Here is a 20,219-nt window from a genome sequence, read left to right as displayed (position 1 = left end):
CCGAATATTGACGGGAAGGCGGAATCACATATCGATCAACAGGCGCGTCGGGTCCTCAATCGCTTCCTTGATGATCTTCAGGAAGGTCACCGCTTCGCGGCCATCGATCAGGCGATGGTCATAGCTGAGCGCCAGATACATCATCGGGCGTATGACGATTTCGCCATTCACCACCACCGCGCGGTCCTCGATACGGTGGAGGCCGAGCACCGCCGACTGCGGCGGGTTGATGATCGGGGTCGACATCAGCGATCCGAACACGCCGCCATTGCTGATGGTAAATGTGCCGCCGGTCATGTCGGCCATCGTCATCGTGCCGTCTTTGGCGCGCTTGCCGAAATCGCCGATCGTCTTTTCGATGCCGGCAAAGGACAGGCTTTCGGCGTTGCGGATGACGGGGACAAGCAGCCCGTTGGGGCCGCTGACCGCAACCGACACATCGACATAGTCGTGATAGACGATCTCTTCGCCGTCGATCTGACCGTTGACCGAAGGAATATCCTTCAGCGCCAGACAGGCGGCTTTGGTGAAGAAGCCCATGAAGCCCAACCGGACGTCATGCTTTTTCGCGAACAAATCCTTATATTTGGTCCGCGCCTCGATCACCGCCGTCATATCGACGTCGTTGAACGTGGTGAGCATCGCAGCGGTGTCCTGCGCCGATTTCAACCGCTTGGCGATGGTCTGACGCATCCGCGTCATCTTGACCCGTTCCTCGCGGCGACCCGGCGCACCGCTTGCGGCAGGCGCTGCCGATGGAGCAGGCGCAGACGCGGGGGCGGCACTGTCGGGCGCGCTATTGGCGGCGGCGAGCACATCTTCCTTGGTCAGGCGGCCGTCCTTGCCGCTTCCCTTGATCTTGCTGGGGTCCAGACCATGTTCGAGCACCAGACGGCGCACCGCCGGTGACAGGGTCGTGACGCCATCATGGGCATCGCTCGACGCAGCCGCAGGAGCGGGAGCAGCTTCAGCCTTTGCAGCGGGCGCAGGAGCAGGGGCCGGAGAGGCGGCGGCTTGGCCGCTCCCTTCCTCAACCGTCGCAATGACCGCGCCGACCGCGACTGTGTCACCTTCGGCTGCGAGCTGTTTACCCATCACACCGGCACTGGTCGCCAGCACCTCAACCGCCACCTTGTCGGTTTCCAGGCTGGCGATGGGCTCATCGACCGCCACCGCATCGCCGGGCTTTTTCAGCCACTCGCCGATGGTCGCTTCGCTCACGCTTTCGCCCAATGTGGGGACTTTGACTTCGCTGCTCATAACTTCTTCTCTCATCCGTTCCCGCGATAGCAGGGACATTAAGGTCTATTTCTTCTTCCGCCGAATTTCTGCCCGCACACTCAGCCCCAGCGCGTCGGCGACCAACGCCGCCTGCTCGGTCTGGTGGCGACTCATCAGCCCGGTGGCGGGCGACGCCGCCGCCGCGCGTCCGGCATAGCGTGGCCGCAATTCGGAGTGTCCGGCCTCTTCCAGGCTTTCCTCGATTAGCGATTCGACATGGAACCAACTGCCGTTATTCTTTGGTTCTTCCTGCGCCCAGACCACTTCTTCAAGATTTTTCATCCGCTTGAGCCGGACCGCCAGTGCCTCGCCGGGGAAGGGGTAAAGCTGTTCGATCCGAACGACACTCACATCATCTAGCTCTGCGGTATCGCGCGCTTCCATCAGGTCATAGGCGACCTTGCCCGAACAGAGCACCAGCCGCTTGATCTTGGCATCGGCGGGTGGGGTCATGTCGGACAATATCCGCATGAAATGACTGTCGCCCAGAAAATCATCACGCTTGCTGACCGCCAGCTTGTGACGCAGCAGCGACTTGGGCGTCATGATGATCAGGGGCTTGCGGAAATCGCGCAGCATCTGGCGGCGCAGAACGTGGAAATAATTGGCCGGCGTCGTGATGTTGCACACTTGGATATTGTCGCCCGCGCAAAGTTGCAGGAACCGCTCCAGCCGTGCCGAACTATGCTCCGGCCCCTGCCCCTCATATCCATGCGGGAGCAGCAGGACGAGCCCGTTGGCCCGCAGCCACTTGGCCTCTCCGCTGGCGATGAACTGATCGATCATGATCTGAGCGCCATTGGCGAAGTCGCCAAACTGCGCTTCCCACAGCACCAGCGATGTCGGGTCGGCCATCGCATAGCCATATTCAAAGCCGAGCACGCCATATTCCGAAAGCGGACTGTCGAGCACTTCGAACCGGCCATGCGGCAGCGTGGTCAGCGGGATATATTTCCGCTCGTCGGTCTGGTCGACCCACACGGCATGACGCTGGCTAAAGGTGCCGCGCCCCGAATCCTGACCCGACAGACGGACCTGATAGCCTTCACTCAGCAAAGTGCCGAACGCCAGCGCCTCGCCGGTTGCCCAATCGAATTTCTCGCCCGATTTGACCATCTCGGCGCGGGCGTCGATGACGCGATGCAAAGTCTTATGCGCATCCAGATCATCGGGGATGGTTGTGATCGCACGTCCCACAGAATCGAACAATTTACGCTCGACTCCGGTGCCGACGTTGCGGCGGGTACTGCCATCTTCCTTTGGCGCATAAAGGCCCGACCAACGTCCGGCGAACCAGTCGGCCTTGTTGGGTTTATAGTTTGCCCCCAGCTTGAATTCGCTTTCCAGATGATCGGTGAATTCGGCGCGGTGTGCCGCGACAAACCCGTCTTCGATCATATTCTCGCCAACCAGTCGCGATCCGAAAATCTCGCTGACCGGCGGATGCTGGCGAATGACCTTGTACATCAAAGGCTGGGTAAAGCTCGGCTCATCGCCTTCGTTATGGCCAAAGCGGCGATAGCACCACATGTCGATGACGATATCGCGTTTGAACTGCTGGCGATAATCAATCGCCAGCTTGCAGGCAAAAGTCACCGCTTCGGGGTCGTCGCCATTGACGTGCAGGATCGGCGCCTGGACACCCTTGGCGACATCGCTGGGATAGGGCGACGAACGAGCGAACTGCGGGCTGGTTGTAAAGCCGATCTGATTGTTGACGATGAAATGGATGCAGCCGCCGGTATTGTAGCCGGGAACATCGGAAAAGCCGAAACATTCCCAGACAATTCCCTGCCCTGCAAAGGCCGCATCGCCGTGGATGAGCACGGGCAGCACCTGCTCATGCTTTTCCAGATCGTCGCGGTGAACCTGTTGCGCGCGCGCCTTGCCGAGCACGACCGGATCGACTGCCTCAAGATGTGACGGATTGGGGACGAGCGACATATGGACGCTGATCCCGTCAAATTCGCGGTCGGTCGAGGTGCCGAGATGATATTTGACGTCACCCGACCCGCCGACGTCCTGCGGATTGGCCGAGCCGCCCGAAAATTCGTGAAAGATGACGCGGTAGGGTTTGGCCATCACATTGGCGAGCATGTTCAGCCGTCCACGATGCGCCATGCCGTACACGATTTCGCGGACGCCATATTGGCCACCATATTTGATGATCGATTCCATCGCCGGAATCATCGCTTCGCCGCCGTCGAGCCCGAAACGCTTGGTTCCGACATATTTTTTGGCGAGGAATTTCTCCCATTCCTCAGCCTCGATCACCTTTTTCAGGATCGCTTTTTTGCCTTCGGGGCTGAATTCGACGCGCTTGTCGGCGCCTTCCATCCGGTCCTGCAGGAAACGCCGCTCTTCGACATCGGCGATATGCATATATTCGAGGCCAACATGCCCGCAGTAATTGGCCTGCAAGATCGCCACAATCTCTCGCACGCTGGCTTTTTCCAGGCCGAGCGCCCCGCCCGTATAAACGGGACGATCCTGATCGGCGCCGACAAAACCGTGATATTCGGGGGTCAGGTCAGCGGGTATCTCATGCTTGGTCAAACCCAGCGGATCGAGCTGCGCCGCCAGATGGCCACGCACGCGATAGGTGCGGATCAGCATCAGAGCCTGAATCGAATCCACCGCCGCGCGCTCAACCTCGGCATCGCTCAGCGTTGTACCAGCCTTCGCCGCTGCCGCCTTGACCGCGACCTGCATCTGCTGCGGATCGAGCGCCGCGGTCCAGTCATCGCTGTCGATCAGCGGCCAACCCGGCGTCGCCCAACTCGGCCCTGCCTGCACTTCGTCCACATCAAAACTTTGTCGTTCGAGGGTCATTTTATATTCCACTCACACAGCGAATGGCCCGGGGAGGGGCAAGACAGGAACGCCCAGCGGCAACGGATGTTGCCTCAGGGCCGCTCCGTTACACGCGTTCCTTGAGCACCTCGGCCAATGTGGTCCCCAGCTCCGACGGGCTGGCCGAAACGGTGATGCCGGCGGCTTCCATGGCCGCGATCTTGCTATCCGCATCGCCTTTACCACCCGATACAATCGCACCGGCATGACCCATGCGACGCCCCGGAGGCGCGGTGCGTCCGGCAATAAAGCCCACCGTCGGCTTTTTGCGGCCGCGCTTGGCTTCGTCGATCAAGAACTGCGCGGCTTGCTCTTCGGCGTCGCCGCCGATTTCGCCGATCATGATGATCGATTTGGTGTCGTCATCACCCAGAAACAGTTCAAGGCAGTCGATGAAATTGGTGCCGTTGACGGGGTCGCCGCCGATGCCGACCGCCGTCGTCTGGCCAAGGCCGACGTTCGTCGTCTGGAACACCGCTTCATAGGTCAGTGTGCCCGAACGCGAGACAACGCCGACGCTGCCCTTTTTGAATATACTGCCCGGCATGATGCCGATCTTGCATTCATCGGGGGTCAGCACGCCGGGGCAGTTGGGGCCGATCAACCGCGATTTCGACCCCGAAAGCGCACGCTTCACCTTCACCATATCGAGCACCGGAATGCCTTCGGTGATGCAGACGATCAGTTCCATCTCGGCATCAATCGCCTCGAGGATCGAATCGGCGGCGAACGGCGGCGGCACGTAAATGCAGCTGGCGGTCGCACCGGTCGCGGCCTTGGCCTCTGCGACGGTGTTAAAGTTCGGCAGCCCGATGTGCACCGTCCCGCCCTTGCCCGGCGTCACGCCGCCGACCATTTGCGTGCCATAGGCCAGCGCCTGTTCGGTATGAAAAGTGCCGGTGGCACCCGTCATCCCTTGCGTGATGACTTTGGTGTTCTTGTCGATCAGGATGGACATTTATTGCGCTCCAAATAGTGTTTTTAAGTCTATGCCGATGCCAGCGAAATTTGGCTGAAGAAGCACAGCTCGACCGACACGGTCGGCCAATGAGCGCCCTTTATCACTAAGCACGTCAAGCCGATCTGCGCGGAAGTTTCTTAGCGTTAAACCTTTGTCGAGATCGTCAAAAATGGATCCAATTATTTTAAGGAAATCATCGGGGTTCGTACATGCCGACTTCAAAGGTATTAGTGCGATATCGGTCAATTTTTCAGCACTTCCTTCTTCCGTTTCGTTTGACCCAAAATCGTTCGACGAAAAATAGCGAGGATGCGTATGAGTAATCAGAATTGCAGGGAGGATATCCGTCGCATCATGGCCGCAAACCTGATGCCAATCGAGAACCTCATTTGCAAAATGAACGCCTCGCCCACTCATCACCACAACTGCACCCGTTTCAGAAGCTCTCGCAGATAAGTGAACAAAATTATCACGAAATAGATTTTCGTAAGGACCTGAGGGCCAGCCATAATCTAACAGGTAGATGTAGAGACTGCGATCACCTGTTGGGAGTTCGCGCATAGTATTTACATACAGCCCCATGGCTAGCCCTCCAATTTTCAAGTCACGCCAGTGACGATTCCAGCCCCCTACAAGCCACCAGCAGCTCCTTCACCGCATCGACCGACTTGTCGAAGTTTGCCTTGGCCGTGTCGTTCAGTGCGATTTCGACAACGCGCTCGACGCCATTCGCGCCGATCACCACCGGCACGCCGACATACAGGTCATCGACGCCATATTGGCCGGTCAGGTTTGCCGCAGCAGGAAGGACGCGCTTTTTGTCCTTGAGGAAGCTTTCGGCCATCATGATCGCGCTCGTCGCGGGGGCATAAAAGGCCGAGCCATTGCCGAGCAATTGCACGATCTCGCCGCCGCCCGAACGGGTGCGCTGAACGATCGCGTCGATCTTGTCCTGCGTCGACCAGCCCATTTTGATGAGATCGGGAATGGGGATGCCCGCGACGGTCGAATATTCGATTACCGGAACCATCGTGTCGCCATGCCCGCCCAGAACGAATGCGGTGACATCTTCGACCGACACATTGAATTCATCGGCAAGGAAGTGGCGGAAGCGCGCGCTGTCGAGCACGCCTGCCATGCCGACGACCATATTGTGCGGCAGGCCCGAAAATTCGCGCAGCGCCCACACCATCGCGTCGAGCGGGTTGGTGATGCAGATGACGAAGGTGTTCGGGCAGTTGGCTTTGATGCCTTCGCCCACCGCTTTCATGACTTTCAAATTGATGCCGAGCAGGTCGTCGCGGCTCATGCCGGGCTTGCGCGGAACGCCTGCGGTGACGATCACCACATCGGCACCGGCAATGTCGGCATAATCGCTGGTGCCTTTCAGCGCCGCATCATAGCCTTCGACGGGTCCGGCCTGCGACAGGTCGAGCGCTTTGCCCTTGGGCATACCCTCGGCAATGTCGAACAGGACGATGTCGCCCATTTCTTTCATCGCGGCGAGATGCGCCAGCGTTCCGCCGATCATTCCGGCTCCGACCAAAGCGATTTTCTTGCGTCCCATGGTGCGCGGCACTCCCTTCGTGGCAAGCCCAGCAATATGAACAAACCGGCGGCGCATGGGCCAAAGCACCACACCGGTCCCAAGACTGGCGACGCCCTACGCCGATTCCCGCACGGAAACAACCGACAAAGGACGCAAAATCCACCTTTTTCTGCAAATAGTTCGCAATCGCATTACGGGGTCGCGCGCCTGACCGGACACGCATATTTATTGCGTTTTACAGACAGAAGCGTAAATGCGTCGGCGGCGGACATGGGGCGTGCCGCGCCACTTCGGGGCAAGAGCCCCTGTTCAGGATCGGGGAACCCCGCCATGTCCATCCGTCTATCCACCTCTACCGCCCTGCTCGCGGCCTCGCTCAGCATCACTGCACCGGCACAAGCCAGCGACAAAGGCTGGGACGACGCCGGCTCTGTAGCGCGCGATGCGCTGGTCGTTGCGGCCTTTGGTGTCCCCGCCGTGCAGGGCGACTGGGACGGGGTGTTGCAAGCGGGCGGCAGCATCGGCGGCGCGGCGGTCGTCACCTATGGTCTAAAAGAAGCATTTCCCGAACGCCGCCCCGACGGCAGCGACCGCAAAAGCTTTCCGTCGGGCCACACGTCCATGTCCTTCGCCGCCGCCGCGACGCTACATAACCGCTATGGCTGGCAGGTCGGTGTTCCCGCACAGATCGTCGCCGCCTTTGTCGGGCTCAGCCGCGTCGAATCGCGCAAGCATCATGTCCATGACGTGCTGGTCGGGGCCGCCATCGGCGAAGCGTCTGGTTTCCTCATCACCCGCAAGGCCAGCGACCGCGTGCAATTCTTCCCCTGGGGCGACAGCAAGGGCGGCGGCATCGCCATGACGATGCGCTTCTGAACTTCGCCATGGGCGTCCTTTACCAATGATTATGGCCGCGCCGCTATTGTCGGCCCGTGACCCAAGCCATCATCAGTTTCGACACCGAGCTTTCCCCGCGTCTTTACCAACAGGGCGCCGACGCGCGCGCCAATTTCGAAAGCTCGGTACTGGGCCGGTGCGAAGAGGGGGAATATGGCATCCATCACCAGATGGACCGGCTCGAAAACCATGGGCTAACCGGCGTCTTCTTCGTCGATCCCATGCCCGCGCTGGTTTATGGACCGGCTGTCATTGCCGATATGGTCGAACCCATCGTCGAACGCGGACATGAGGTTCAGCTCCATATCCACACCGAATGGCTGGCCTTTGCCAAATCCAACCCGATTGCGCCATTGGAAGGGCGCAATATGGGCGACTTCCCGCTCGAGGCGCAGCGCGAACTGATCTGGCACGCGCGCAAGCTGCTGATCGCGGCGGGCGCACCCGATCCGATTGCTTTTCGAGCCGGAAATTTCGGAGCCAATGACGATACATTGCGCGCGCTTGCCGCACTGGATTTCGAATATGACAGCAGTTTCAATCCCGCCTATGTCGATCAGGACTGCAATCTGTCGCTCGACCCCACCAATTTGGGTGTCCGCATGCACCATGGCATGTGCGAAATCCCGATCAGCGGGCTGATGGACCGCACCAACAGTTTTCGCCCTGCCCAGCTTTGCGCCATGTCCGAAGAAGAGATGCGCGATGCACTCGACCATGCGGCGGCATCAGGAGCAATCCAGTTTTCGGCCTTCAGCCACAGTTTTGAGCTGCTCAGCCGCGACCGCAGCATACCCAACCCGATGCTCGACCAGCGGCTGGAGGATCTATGCGCCACCGTGGCCAACGACCCGCGCATCCACAGTGGCGGCTTTGCCGACCTGCCCGAAGCGCCGCACCGACCGGGCAAAATCCGCGTTGCCTATCCCAAACCGCTGCGAACTCTTCGGCGAACGGTGCAACAAGGCATAAACTTCCTGCGATATGAAGCCCGGATATTGCCGCGAATCTAGAGGCAGGATACTGGCCTTATTCGGCTTCACCATGCCCCAGCGCCAGATAGGCATCCGACTGCATTTCGGCGAGTCTGCTGGCGGTGCGTTCAAATTCAAACGCTCCGTCGCCCGCAACATACAGCGCATCGGGCATCGCGGCGGCGCTGGCCAGCAATTTGACCCGATGCTCGTATAACGCATCAATCAGCGTCACAAAGCGCGCCGCCTCGTTGCGATTGTCCGGTCCCATTTGCGGGATGCCGACGATGATGACGGTGTGGAACTGCCGCGCAATCGCCAGATAATCTGACGCGCCGCGCGCCTCCTTGCACAATCGCTTGAACGAGAAAACCGCAACGCCTTTCAGCGCCTTGGGAACATGCAGCATCCGTCCGCCGCCCACGTCCAGCTCCAGCGTCGGTACATGCGCGCGATCTTCCGGCGGATAATCGGTCAGGCGGAAAAAGGCCGCCGAGAGCGCGGCGCTGGCGGCATCGTCGGCGGGAACAAACCAGCGCGCGCCATCGCCCAGCCGGTCGCGGCGATAATCGGTCGGCCCGTTGAGCCCCAGCACGTCGAGCTTTTCCTCGACCAGCGCGATGAAAGGCAAAAAATGTTCGCGGTTGAGCCCGTCCTTATAAAGGTCAACCGGCGGACGGTTCGAAGTTGCAACCACCGTCACCCCGCGATCAATCAGTGCGGTGAACAGTCGCGAGAGGATCATCGCATCGGCGCTGTTGTTAACCACCATTTCATCAAAGGCGAGGCAGCGCACATCGGCGACCAAAGCGTTGGCGACCAGCGGAATCGGATCGCCGCTCTCGCTCTTTCGCACCTCGCGCATCCGCGCGTGGACATCGAGCATGAAGGCGTGGAAATGCACCCGCCGTTTGCGGTTGATGGTCAGCGCATCGTAAAACAGGTCCATCAGCATCGACTTGCCGCGCCCGACCGCGCCCCACATATAAACGCCGCGCGGCGCATCGGGCTTCTTGCCCGTCAACCGCCAGAGCAGACTGCCACGCGGCGGCACCGCTTCAAGCTCGGCTTGCAGGATATTGAGCCGTTCGGCGGCGGCACGCTGTTCGGGATCCGGCCTGAGTTCGCCGCCCGCAACCAATGCGTCATAAGCCGTCAGCACCGTCATGTCAGGGGACCGGCGCGGATACGGAGGGCGTTTTGCTCGCCTTGCGGATGGTGCCGGCGAAGGTCAGCACGATATGGCTGTCGTCATCGCTCTGCACCACCAGCCCGCGCAGAAAGAACAACCGCCCCGTCTCGCGCACCTGTTCGACAATGGCATCAAGCGGCTCGCCCAACCGTCCTGCACCCACGAACTGCGTCGACAGATCGAGCGTCACCGAATGACCGGCGTTCAAGGAACCGAATTGATGCGATGCGGCGAACAGCGCAATATCGACGAGCGCCAGCGTCACCGCGCCATGAACATTGTCGCCCAAATTGCTGTGCTTGCGCGTCGGAACCATACGGACCCGCGCGCGCGGGCGACCGTCGGCGGTCGGCGATTCCAGCCGCACCGACAAGGGTTCGATAAAGCTATTGAAACGGCTCTGGTCCTTGAGATTCCAGCTGATCCAGTCGCCGTCGAGAGTTTCCGCGTCAAAATGCTCGGCGCGGATCGGTTCTTCGATCCCGTCGTTCATGGTCTTGCCCTCATCGGCACAACATTGTCATCTTTGAACACCCCGTCATTGCGAGCGTAGCGAAGCAATCCAGAACGGTCTTGCACAACTCTGGATTGCCGCGTCGCCTTCGGCTCCTCGCAATGACGAAACCAGCCAATGGCATTCGAACCTAAACCGTCCGCTCTGCCGTCATCTTCTTGATCTCGGCAATCGCCCGCGCGGGATTCAATCCCTTGGGACAGGCATTCGCGCAATTCATGATCGTGTGGCAACGATAAAGGCGGAAGGGGTCTTCCAATTCGTCGAGCCGCTCACCGGTCAGTTCATCACGGCTATCGGCCAGCCAGCGATAGGCTTGCAACAGGATCGCCGGTCCCAAAAACTTGTCGCTGTTCCACCAATAGCTGGGGCAGCTTGTCGAGCAACAGGCGCACAAAATGCACTCATAGAGCCCGTCGAGCTTCTCGCGCTCTTCGGGAAATTGCAGCCGCTCCTTACCGCTCGGTGGCGGGGTTTTGGTTTTGAGCCAAGGTTCGATCGACGCATATTGCGCATAGAAATGGGTGAAATCGGGGACCAGATCCTTGATGACTTCCATATGCGGCAGCGGCGTAATCTGGATGTCGCCCTTGCAATCCTCGATCGCGGTCGTGCAGGCGAGCCCGTTCTTGCCGTTCATATTCATCGAGCAACTGCCGCAAATGCCTTCGCGGCACGACCGGCGGAAGGTCAGGCTTGAATCCTGCTCGCTCTTCATCTTGATCAGCGCGTCGAGCACCATCGGACCGCAATTGTCGGTGTCGATTTCAAAGGTGTCGAAACGGGGGTTTTCCGCCTTGTCGGGATCATAACGATAGACTTTGAACTTGCGAACCTTGCCCGCACCCTCGGCCTTGTGGGTCGTGCCGCCTTTTTTGATGCGGCTGTTTTTGGGCAAACGAAATTCGGCCATGATGCAAAGTCCCCTAAGTCCGGAAAAGCGGTCCGTTCGCGTCGGGCCTAATCCCATTGAACGCAGACGACAAGGCCCGACGGCGCAATTTGCCCGACAAAGCAAGGCGGTTCCGGATTCAGCGCGCCCTCATACTCCTATTTTGCTTTGGTGAGATATCGCCGTGTTTCTGCAGTTCCCCCCGCGCGGCTTCGCGGCTAAAGCGCAGGCCAGATGAACGAGATACCCGACCAAAATTTATCCGGACCGGCCGACAAACCCGAAGGTGTGACCAATCGTCAGGTCGCGCGCGGGCTGGGTACGACGATATTGGCGCGCATGGGTGCGCTGATCGAAATTGTCGCGCAGCCGCTTTATGTGCTGATGTTCGGTCTTGCGGGCTATGGTCTTTATGCCGTGTTGTGGGCGGCCATCAACCTGCTCGAGAATATATTCGATCTGGGCATGACCACCGCGATGCAGCGCACCGTCCCGCAATCGGCCAGCGATGCCGAAGCGGCAGCGGCGTTGCGCACCGCGATCATCGTTGGCGTCGGCCCGTGCCTGCTGGTCGCGGCGATTGTCGCCTATTTCGCTCCCGAGCTTGCCCCCTTGCTGAACGTCGCGGCCAAGGATGAGTCACTGGTTGCGCCGTCAATCCGCATGTTCGTCTGGGCGCTGCCGCTATGGGCCTTTGTCGAAATTGCCACCTCCGCGATGCGCGCGCGCATGGTGTTCGGGGCCGAAATTCGCCTGCGTATCCTGTGGGAACAGATTATCCGCCTCATTTTGGCGGCGCTTTTCTTTGCCGGCGGGCTGGGTCTCACGGGTCTGTTCATCGCGCATATGTGCTCGCTGACCATCACCGCGCTACTCAGCGTTCGGCTGCTCGCGCGCTATTATGATTTTGGGTCGCTGACCAAGCGCCCTTGGGCGCCGCCGGTTGCCATCAACACCTTTTGGGCGGGCCTGTCGATCCTGCCGTCCAACGTGATTACCCGTCTGTTCGGTGATGCGCCCGCGCTGATCCTCAACCTGTTGATCCCCGGTGCCGCCGGTGCCAGCGCCGCCGGCCTGTTCACCATCGCGCGCAAACTGTCGAGCGTTGTGCAGCTCGTCCGCATTGCCTTTGTCTATGTGCTCGCTCCGTTGGCGGCGAGCGCCGAGCGCGAAGACCGCGCGCAGGTCGCGGGCATTTATGCCTATGCGGTGCGGTTGATCATGGTCATCGCTTTGCCGCTCGCCGCCGTACTCGCCGCGGGCAGCGCGTCGCTGCTCGGCCTGTTCGGTCCTGAAGCCAAAATTGCGCAAGGCGCGGTCATCATCCTGCTCTTTGCCCGCGCGGTCGAGGCTGTTGTCGGAACATCCTTGCCGGTGCTTCAGGTCGTTGCCTCCTTCCGCCACCAACTGACCGCCAGTTTTGGCGGTGTCGTGGTGGCCATTGCGGCTGGTTTCCTGATCGTCGATCATATGTCTGTCCTGACCGGGGTCACGCTCGCCATGGCGATCGGATTGGTCGTGATGGCTGCGATCCCGATGGTCCAGCTCTGGCTGATCGAGAAAATCAGCCCCTTCGACCATCAGTTTTCGGGGGTCGCGACCAAGAGCCTGCTGGTCGCGCTGGGTACCGGCAGCGTCGCACTGCTGGTCAGCCGCTTGCCCGACGCCATCGCCCTTCCCCTGATCGTGTTTCTGGCCGTAGGGGCGATCTGGATCTCGCTGCGCAGCGCGTTGCCGCTGGCCGATCGCCAATCGCTCGGCAAGACCGCGCGCCGCCTGCGCCTCGTTCCTGCCGTCACCGATAGCCCGCCAGTTGACGCATAGCCCCTATCGCCGCTAATGGCGCGACCTTCTGCGCCACCGGTCTTGAACGGTGCGCCTCTTTTGGATGGCCTTACCCATGTACCAGACCGAACTCGCCCAAAGCGGCAAGCGCCTGTTCTTCATTCGTGGCACCTATATTTACATCACCATCGCAATCGCGACGCTGATCGCGTGGTGCAGCCGCGATGTTGGGCCGTTCGCCAGCGCTGCCGCCAATTGCGCCTGGTTCTGGATTTCCTTTGCCGTCGCCGCATCGGGCGCACTGGTGCGAGTGTTCACCAGCGGTTGGGCAGCTCTCGGCACATCGGGCCGCGCCAAAGTTGCCGCCGAAGCCAGCGAGCTCAACACCACCGGCCCATACAGCTTGGTTCGCAATCCGCTCTATGTCGGCCGCATTCTCAACTTCACCGGCATCGCCATGCTGTCGGGAAGCTGGGTGTTCGGTGCAATTGTCTTCCTGCTGGGCGTCCTGATCTACGAACGCATCTCGATTTACGAAGAAGAGTTTCTGCGCGAAAAATTCGGGGCCGCTCATGCCGCATGGGCCAAAAATGTCCCCGCGCTGCTCCCCCGCTTGTCGGGTTGGGTAAAGCCCAAATATGCGTTCTGGTGGAAACGGATGATCTGGCGTGAACAGAACAAACTGTTCCTGCTCGCCACCGCCGTCTTTCTGACCTGGTTTGCGCGCATCGGTTTTGACACCGCCGCCATAGCCGCCGATCAATGGGGCTGGGTCTATGCCTATGGCGCATTGGTCGTGATCCGCTTTTTCATCGGCGGATTGAAAATGATCGGTTTCTTCAAAGAATTGAGCTGAGCGATATGGCGGTAGAGCCGCTTGCGCCCCTGATTGCGGTGGTTGGTTGTGACGGGTCGGGTAAGTCGACGCTGTCGGCGGACCTACTGTCGCACATCGCCGAAACGCGCCCCGCCGCGAACGGTTATCTGGGCCTCGGCTCGGGCGAGCAAGGCCGGAAGATTGGAGCGATTCCTCTGATCGGTCGACCGCTCCATCGCTGGCTCGATGGTATCGCCGACCAATTGCGCGAACCCGAAGCCCCGATCCCCGGTCTGCTTGCGGCGCGCTATGCCCTGCGGCGGTCGCGCAAGCGTCGGGCGCGTTTTGAGACTGTTATCGACCTGCGCCGTTCGGGAAAGACCGTTGTCACCGACCGCTATCCGCAGATCGAAGTGCCGGGATTGCACGATGGCCCAATCATCGCTGGCCGGACCACCGACCCACGCCTCGCCGCGCTCCAGACCGAGGAACGCCAGCTTTATGCCGAAATGGCGGCCTATGTTCCAACGCTGGTTATCCGGCTGCATGTCGATGTCGACACGGTGATGGCGCGCAAGCCTGACCATGACCGCGCCCTCATCACCCGCAAGGTCGCGACCGTCCCCGACCTCCATTTCAACGGCGCGCCGATGATCGACCTCGATTCGACGATGAATTATGCCGAGGAACTGGCGCTGGCCATAGCGGCGGTCGATGAGGCTTTGGTCGCGGCCTAATCGCCCGCGCGACGTGTCGCCAATATCTCTTCGATCAAGGCAATGTCGGCGGGCTTGTCGGCATCAATGCAGGCCTCACCCTCGGGCATAGCGACAACGCGCACCTTCAGGCCAAATCGCTGACCAGCCCGCGCAATCGCCTGATGGATCGTCAGCAATCGCAGCACCGCGCCCAGCAACAACCACGGCCCAAACGCCGCAACGATTTTAAGGCCCTTTTTGCGGTCGCGCTCGATACGGCTCCAGAAATCGAGCAGCGGCAACACGCGGCGCCCGCGCAGCACAAACATGTTTGCACCCGACCACCAGCCGCCGCGAAATTTCAGCCACGTCCGCCGCGACTGCGGATAGCGGGCGCGCAGGGTCGCGCGCTCGACCATCGCCACCGCCACATCGGCATCACCCACCCCCGCCACGAAATCGGCAATCATCGCAGGGGTCAGCAACACATGATCGGCGGTGGTCACAAGCACCGGCGCATCATCGGCGGGTAAGGTGGCGGCGATCGACGAACTGATCCCGCTGCCTGAATCGACAAAGGTCACGTGCGGCAATTCGGCAAGCGCGGGATCGGCGGCCAGTGCCGCGCTATCCTGCGCCAGAACGCTGATGCCGCCAATCAGGGGCGAGGCGTGGAGCGCGCGTATGACATGCAGCAACATCGCCTCTCCCGCGACCGGCAACAGCGCCTTGGTCGCCACCCCGCTGCCCGACAACAGCGGGTCGGCACCTGGCCGGCTGCCCGCCATAACCAGTGCTGATAGGGGCGCGGTCACTTTGATGGTGCAGGGGCGGGCGACGCGGGCACAAGCTGCTTTGCGGTCACGCCGCGCAGAAAATCCGTCGCCTCGGCCAAGATCGGACCTTTGTACCGCAGCGGCTTGGTCAGTGCCATGACCAGATCATTGTGCGTCAGCCCGGGATATTCGCGCAAGATGACCGATCCGCCAACCTGTTCCATCGCCGCCGCCAACCGCACACTATTGCGCGGGCGAACCACCGTGTCGGCCGTCCCTGCCGCCAACCATAGCGGCGGTGCATCGGGGCGGACGAAATGGATCGGCTGCGTCTTTTCAATCGGGCGAACGTCGCCCATCGCCACATCGGCGCGGCCACCTTTTTCGAACGGGAAAAAGTCATAGGGGCCAGCCAGTGCCGCAACGCCGCGAATGACGCGGGCATCGCTGCCCGCCGCTTTCATCCATTGCGGGTCGAGCGCCAGCATCACCGCATTATAGGCCCCCGCCGAATGGCCCGACAGCGCCAGACGCGATGGATCGCCGCCATAATCGCCGATATGCCGTTCGGTCCACGCGACGGCGGCGGCGCTGTCGTTCAGGAAATCGGGCCAATGTCCCTTGGGAACCAGACGATAATCGGGGATGACGGTGACAAAGCCTTGTTGGGCAAAAGCGCGTCCGGCAAAGCCGTAATCATCGCGCTCTCCGCTGTACCAGCCGCCGCCATAGATAAAGACTAGCACCGGCAGCTTGTCGCCCTTTTTGGTCCCCGTCGGCACCCAGATATTCAACTTTTGCCGCGCGCCCTTGCCGTATCGCAGCCCCGACACTTGCAGGGTCGCTCCCTCGCTATCGCCAAGCAATTTGTCGCCCATGTTCAGCGACCAGGCACCCCAAGACACCACCAGCCGCGTGACCCCGCCAAACAGCAGGAACAGCAGCGCCGCCACAATGACAAATTTGATCATCCGCCTTGGTCCCTTGCTTTTCGCCGCTGTCATCTTCGCTTGCCTTCGCGCCGCCCGAATGCCTAGTGTCGCGCAGCGCCCTACAGCCGATAGGATGAGCGAAGCAAGCAGGGAGAGTGAAATGGCAACGACGAAGCAGGCAAGTGGCTGGGGCAAACGCATCGGCAGCGCCGCGCTCCTCTTTTCGGCGGTCGGCATGGCGCTCGCCATTGGCGGTGCGCTGGCGGCCTATTTCGGTATCGTTGACCCACTGACCGGCTTTAAGCAGCTATTTTCGGCCACCTATCTGGCGCTTGCGGGCGGCGCACTGGCGCTGGTTGCGATGACCATCCATGTCGTGCGCCGCAGCGCGTCGATGAAGTCGGTCGGCCTGGCGTTCCTGATCTCTGTTTTGCTGCTCGTCTATGTCGGCATGTTCCGCAACAAGGCGCAGACCGTGCCCGCCATTCATGATATTTCGACCGACCTTGCCGACCCGCCCACCTTTACCAAGCTGGCCATACGCAAGGACAATCTGGCCGTTGTTCCCGATGGTGGCCGCGCCGATATGAAGGCGCTTGCCCCCGCCGCACGCGTCGCCGCGTGGCAGCGTGAGGCCTATCCCGATATTGCGCCGCTAACCGTCACGGGCAGCGTGGCCGATACCGTCACCAAAATCACCGATCAGGCCAAAGCGCGCGGCTGGGTCATTGCGGTCAGCGATCCCTCCGCCGGTCGTGTCGAGGCGACCGAAGCGGTGTCGCTCTATCGCTTCAAGGACGATATTGCCTTTCGCGTCCGCCCCGACCCCGCAAACCCTGCCCAGTCGATTGTCGACGCCCGCTCGGTCAGCCGCGTCGGGGTCAGCGATGTCGGGGTCAACGCCCGCCGCATCCGCGCCGCGCTTGCCGAGCTAAAGGGTCCATGACAGGAGGCCGGCCTTGCTAACCAAGGGCGATGATTTTCCGCTCCATCAGACGAGCGAGCCCGTCGCCTTTGCGGGCGACAACCGCAATTTCTATGACCGCTATTTCTTCAACGGCACCAACCCCGACGGCAGCCTGTTTTTCGCCGCGGCGATGGGATTTTATCCGCAGCTAGGCATCGTCGACGCCAGCTTTTGCGTCATTATCGACGGCGTTCAGCACAACCTCCACGCCAGCCGTCGCTCGGGCGGAGAGCGGCTCGATCTCTTTGTCGGCCCCATCAGCATCAGCATCGACGTTCCGCTTGAACAGGTGACGGTGAAGGTCGCGGCCAATGATGGCCCGCTGACCGCCGAGCTGCGCTTTACCGGCCGCCATTTCCCGATCGAGGAACCGCGCTTCATCCGCCGCAACGGCACCCGCCTGTTCATGGACTATACGCGGATGACGCAAAACGGACATTGGGCGGGCTGGCTTTCGTGCGACGGCACGCGGGTCGATCTGGACAAGAACTGGACCGGCACCCGCGACCGGAGCTGGGGCATCCGTCCGGTCGGTGCCGCCGAGCCGCAGCCGCCGCCAGAGGGTAATTTCAACCAGTTTTTCTGGCTGTGGACGCCGTGCAATTTCGTTGACCGCTCACTGTTTTTTCACAGCAATGATGATGGTGACGGCAACCCCTGGAATCGCCGCGCGGTGCTGATCGGTGATGACGGGACAGAACAGCATTTCGATGATGCCCGCTTCACCATCGACTGGCACAGCGGTACCCGCCGCATCGCCGCGATGCGCGCCGACCTTGGCGCCGGACGTCATCTGACACTGACCCCCGGCAATCAGATTTTTGCCATGAGCGGGCTTGGCTATACCCACCCGACTTGGGGTCATGGCATCGACCATGGCGGCGACGCGGTTGCACATGACAGCCATAGCGCGGACGAACGTCGATGGGGCAATCCGCTGGCCATGCATGTTCAGGCGCTTGTCACCGCCGAACTGGTCGACGGCACCACCACGCATCGGGGGGTCGGCGTTCTCGAACAATTGTTCGTGGGACCGCACGCCGCCACGGGCCTGACCGGCCTGATGGACCCTGCCCCTTGAGCTTTCCGACCAGCCCCGACGCGATGACATCGGCGTGGCTGGCGGCAACTCTAGGACAACCCGCATCGGCCCTGCGCCGTTTCACGGCATCACCGGTTGGCACCGGTCAGATGTGCGACAGTTTCCGCCTGACGCTCGATTGGGCTGACGCCCCATCGGACGCGCCCGCCACGATCATCGCCAAATGCCCCAGCCATGATGCCGCCAGCCGCCACATCGCCGCGCTCACCGGCACCTATATCAAGGAAGTCAGTTGGTACCGCGAACTGGCACAAGACAGCGGCGTCGCGACCCCGCATTGCTATTTCGCCGCGATTGAACCCGACGACGTCGAATTTCTGCTGCTGCTGAGCGATCTCGCGCCTGCCGATCAAGGCGATCAGCTTGGCGGCGTGTCGCTACCGGCGTTGTTACCCTGCATCGACGAAGCGGCAAAGCTGCACGCGATGCTGTGGAACAGCCCACGGCTCGACACGCTGCCGTGGCTGGCGCGCGACAACAGCGACCTTGTGCGCTCGCTGTTCCCCACGCTCTATGCCGGGTTTCGCGAACGCTATGCGGGCCGCCTCGCGCCCGATGTCCTTAACGTCGGCGCGGGGCTCGTCGACCGGCTCGACGCCTATTTGTCGCGCCACCCCGCTGCGCGCACCATCGTTCACGGCGATTTGCGGATCGACAATATCCTGTTTGCGCCCGGCGGCGCGCAATGCTGGTTCGTCGATTGGCAGACATTGGGACGCGGCAGCGGCGCTGCTGACCTGGCCTATCTGATCGGCACCAGCATCGCCGACCCGACGACGCGGGCAGCGGCGGACCGCCCCGCCTTTGACCATTGGCTCGCGGGTCTTGGCGCGGCGGGCATCACCCCCGATGCCGAAGCCTTGTGGACCGACTATCGCATCGGCGCGCTCAGCGGCTATTTTATGGCGGTCTTTGCCTCGATGAATGTTGAACGGACAACGCGCGGCGATGAAATGTTCGCCGTGATGGCCGAACGGCCCGCACGACAGGCACTGGAGCTGGGGAGTTTGGGGCTGCTGTGACCCCTATTCGTCACGAGCCCCGACAAGCAGCGCGATCAACCCGATCATCCCGCCATAGCGAAAGGCCGAACCGAGCGCGGCGTCGCGCATCACATCGGAGCGCCAAAGCTCGAACCATGTTTCGGCAATCACGATCCAGCCGGTGAACAGCATGAAAACCGCAAGCGCACAGCCCGCGAGCGCCAACGTCTTGGCAGTGGCAAAGACCGCCGCATCACCCGCCCGCGCCTTCCACATCCGCCAAGCTCCGGTCAGGCACAACAGCGCCGTCGCCAGCTTGAGCGTCGGGATGAGAGCCGCGCCTATGGTGATGACAAGTGGACTCGTCGTGGCCCGCCAATCGTCGGCTCCGCCGTCGAATGTCGTCATGGACACGGTCGCCGACACCGCGCCCGTCGTTCCGTGCCAATCCATAAGATTACCGAAAGCGCCCAGCAGTCCCCACGCCGCGACGCTAACGACCAACAAAATCTTCATAATGCGTAACATGATCAGTCCCCCCCGATCCGAAGCTAGGATAGGGTGGAAACGACGCAAAGCCATTTTTTGCACGACGCCATGTCGAACGCGACGATTTGGAACCGTAGCATTGGCCACGGGTATCATAAGGGTCTAACATCTGGATTGATCCAGACGTCACATTTGAACAGCCAAGGAGACGCATATGTCGAGTGAAGGACTGCACGCACCACGGGAGCGTTTGAGCAAAAAGACGCTGTCGATGCACCATGCGATTGTATCGCTGATGGAGGAATTGGAGGCAGCGGACTGGTATCAGCAACGCGCCGACGACTGCGAGGACGAAGCGCTCAAAGATGTGCTGCTGCACAATATGCGCGAAGAAATTGAACATGCCGCGATGGTGCTCGAATGGCTACGCCGCAACAGTCCCGATTTTGACAAGGAACTGCGCGAATATCTGTTCACCGAAGGCGATATCGCCGGCCACGAAGAATCGGCGACAAAGGGCTAAACACGCAAGCCGTCGATCACGGCGACCGGACATG

At 61.0% G+C, this 20,219-nt stretch carries 20 protein-coding genes; 9 read left to right on the top strand and 11 right to left on the bottom strand.

Features of this window, described 5'->3' with window-relative positions; all coding sequences use genetic code 11:
- Window positions 1-24 precede the first annotated feature (24 nt).
- The 5 genes from odhB to mdh form a co-directional block, all read right to left on the bottom strand.
- Window positions 25-1,260 carry a 2-oxoglutarate dehydrogenase complex dihydrolipoyllysine-residue succinyltransferase gene (odhB, locus tag ACR3XE_RS03880; RefSeq protein ID WP_473698914.1) on the bottom strand — a complete coding sequence of 412 codons (1,236 nt, stop codon included), beginning with the start codon at window positions 1,258-1,260 and terminating at the stop codon, window positions 25-27.
- A 45-nt stretch (window positions 1,261-1,305) separates the two neighbouring features.
- Complete coding sequence (locus ACR3XE_RS03875; RefSeq protein ID WP_473698915.1) at window positions 1,306-4,113, bottom strand: 2-oxoglutarate dehydrogenase E1 component; 2,808 nt, start codon at window positions 4,111-4,113, stop codon at window positions 1,306-1,308.
- Between the two features lie 88 nt (window positions 4,114-4,201).
- Entirely contained in the window at window positions 4,202-5,092 is an 891-nt protein-coding gene (sucD, locus tag ACR3XE_RS03870) for a succinate--CoA ligase subunit alpha (protein WP_473698916.1), read from the bottom strand.
- Window positions 5,093-5,656 carry a hypothetical protein gene (locus ACR3XE_RS03865; protein WP_473698917.1) on the bottom strand — a complete coding sequence of 188 codons (564 nt, stop codon included), beginning with the start codon at window positions 5,654-5,656 and terminating at the stop codon, window positions 5,093-5,095.
- Window positions 5,657-5,699: 43 nt separating this feature from the next.
- Window positions 5,700-6,662: a malate dehydrogenase gene (gene mdh / locus ACR3XE_RS03860; RefSeq protein ID WP_473698918.1), complete on the bottom strand. Its 963-nt coding sequence runs from the start codon at window positions 6,660-6,662 to the stop codon at window positions 5,700-5,702.
- Between the two features lie 312 nt (window positions 6,663-6,974).
- On the opposite strand from mdh, the gene ACR3XE_RS03855 reads away from it, so the two are divergent.
- Entirely contained in the window at window positions 6,975-7,520 is a 546-nt protein-coding gene (locus ACR3XE_RS03855) for a phosphatase PAP2 family protein (RefSeq protein WP_473698919.1), read from the top strand.
- 56 nt (window positions 7,521-7,576) lie between these two features.
- Window positions 7,577-8,554: a polysaccharide deacetylase family protein gene (locus ACR3XE_RS03850; RefSeq protein ID WP_486185921.1), complete on the top strand. Its 978-nt coding sequence runs from the start codon at window positions 7,577-7,579 to the stop codon at window positions 8,552-8,554.
- A gap of 16 nt (window positions 8,555-8,570) precedes the next feature.
- Here ACR3XE_RS03850 and zapE read toward each other — a convergent pair whose 3' ends face one another.
- The 3 genes from zapE to ACR3XE_RS03835 all read right to left on the bottom strand — a co-directional run bounded on the left by zapE (window position 8,571) and on the right by ACR3XE_RS03835 (window position 11,134).
- The gene (gene zapE / locus ACR3XE_RS03845; RefSeq protein ID WP_473698921.1) at window positions 8,571-9,683 is read right to left on the bottom strand and encodes a cell division protein ZapE; all 1,113 of its coding nucleotides are present in this window, start codon (window positions 9,681-9,683) and stop codon (window positions 8,571-8,573) included.
- A gap of 1 nt (window position 9,684) precedes the next feature.
- Window positions 9,685-10,200: a PaaI family thioesterase gene (locus tag ACR3XE_RS03840; protein ID WP_473698922.1), complete on the bottom strand. Its 516-nt coding sequence runs from the start codon at window positions 10,198-10,200 to the stop codon at window positions 9,685-9,687.
- Between the two features lie 151 nt (window positions 10,201-10,351).
- A complete protein-coding gene (locus ACR3XE_RS03835; protein WP_473698923.1) occupies window positions 10,352-11,134 on the bottom strand; it encodes a succinate dehydrogenase iron-sulfur subunit in 783 nt (260 codons plus the stop codon).
- Window positions 11,135-11,347: 213 nt separating this feature from the next.
- Between ACR3XE_RS03835 and ACR3XE_RS03830 the strand changes: the two genes are divergently transcribed.
- The 3 genes from ACR3XE_RS03830 to ACR3XE_RS03820 all read left to right on the top strand — a co-directional run bounded on the left by ACR3XE_RS03830 (window position 11,348) and on the right by ACR3XE_RS03820 (window position 14,452).
- Complete coding sequence (locus ACR3XE_RS03830; protein WP_473698924.1) at window positions 11,348-12,937, top strand: lipopolysaccharide biosynthesis protein; 1,590 nt, start codon at window positions 11,348-11,350, stop codon at window positions 12,935-12,937.
- A 76-nt stretch (window positions 12,938-13,013) separates the two neighbouring features.
- On the top strand, window positions 13,014-13,754 hold the full coding sequence (locus ACR3XE_RS03825) for a methyltransferase family protein (RefSeq protein WP_473698925.1): 741 nt from the start codon (window positions 13,014-13,016) through the stop codon (window positions 13,752-13,754).
- A gap of 5 nt (window positions 13,755-13,759) precedes the next feature.
- Window positions 13,760-14,452, top strand: coding sequence for a nucleoside/nucleotide kinase family protein (locus ACR3XE_RS03820; protein ID WP_473698926.1), 693 nt, complete (start codon window positions 13,760-13,762; stop codon window positions 14,450-14,452).
- Here ACR3XE_RS03820 and ACR3XE_RS03815 read toward each other — a convergent pair.
- Both ACR3XE_RS03815 and ACR3XE_RS03810 read right to left on the bottom strand, forming a co-directional pair.
- Window positions 14,449-15,201 carry an NTP transferase domain-containing protein gene (locus ACR3XE_RS03815; protein WP_473698927.1) on the bottom strand — a complete coding sequence of 251 codons (753 nt, stop codon included), beginning with the start codon at window positions 15,199-15,201 and terminating at the stop codon, window positions 14,449-14,451. The genes ACR3XE_RS03820 and ACR3XE_RS03815 overlap by 4 nt on opposite strands.
- A 23-nt stretch (window positions 15,202-15,224) precedes the next feature.
- Window positions 15,225-16,160 carry an alpha/beta hydrolase gene (locus ACR3XE_RS03810; RefSeq protein WP_473698928.1) on the bottom strand — a complete coding sequence of 312 codons (936 nt, stop codon included), beginning with the start codon at window positions 16,158-16,160 and terminating at the stop codon, window positions 15,225-15,227.
- Window positions 16,161-16,281: 121 nt separating this feature from the next.
- Here ACR3XE_RS03810 and ACR3XE_RS03805 point away from each other — a divergent pair, with 121 nt between their 5' ends.
- Genes ACR3XE_RS03805 through ACR3XE_RS03795 form a run of 3 tightly spaced genes read left to right on the top strand, consistent with a single transcriptional unit; the run spans window position 16,282 to window position 19,212 of the window.
- The gene (locus ACR3XE_RS03805) at window positions 16,282-17,067 is read left to right on the top strand and encodes a DUF1499 domain-containing protein (protein WP_473698929.1); all 786 of its coding nucleotides are present in this window, start codon (window positions 16,282-16,284) and stop codon (window positions 17,065-17,067) included.
- Between the two features lie 13 nt (window positions 17,068-17,080).
- Window positions 17,081-18,169, top strand: a complete 1,089-nt coding sequence (locus ACR3XE_RS03800; RefSeq protein ID WP_473698930.1) for an Rv3169 family protein — start codon at window positions 17,081-17,083, stop codon at window positions 18,167-18,169.
- Window positions 18,166-19,212, top strand: a complete 1,047-nt coding sequence (locus tag ACR3XE_RS03795) for a phosphotransferase family protein (RefSeq protein WP_473698931.1) — start codon at window positions 18,166-18,168, stop codon at window positions 19,210-19,212. The genes ACR3XE_RS03800 and ACR3XE_RS03795 overlap by 4 nt, the downstream gene beginning before the upstream one ends.
- Before the next feature lie 3 nt (window positions 19,213-19,215).
- On the opposite strand, the gene ACR3XE_RS03790 is transcribed toward ACR3XE_RS03795, so the two are convergent.
- Window positions 19,216-19,701 carry a DUF2165 domain-containing protein gene (locus tag ACR3XE_RS03790; protein ID WP_473698932.1) on the bottom strand — a complete coding sequence of 162 codons (486 nt, stop codon included), beginning with the start codon at window positions 19,699-19,701 and terminating at the stop codon, window positions 19,216-19,218.
- Window positions 19,702-19,876: 175 nt separating this feature from the next.
- Between ACR3XE_RS03790 and ACR3XE_RS03785 the strand changes: the two genes are divergently transcribed.
- On the top strand, window positions 19,877-20,185 hold the full coding sequence (locus ACR3XE_RS03785; protein ID WP_473698933.1) for a ferritin family protein: 309 nt from the start codon (window positions 19,877-19,879) through the stop codon (window positions 20,183-20,185).
- Window positions 20,186-20,219 lie beyond the last annotated feature (34 nt).

It is taken from the genome of Sphingopyxis sp. 10G20-10 (genome assembly GCF_057365075.1).
This window is presented reverse-complemented; position numbering and strand designations above follow the sequence as displayed.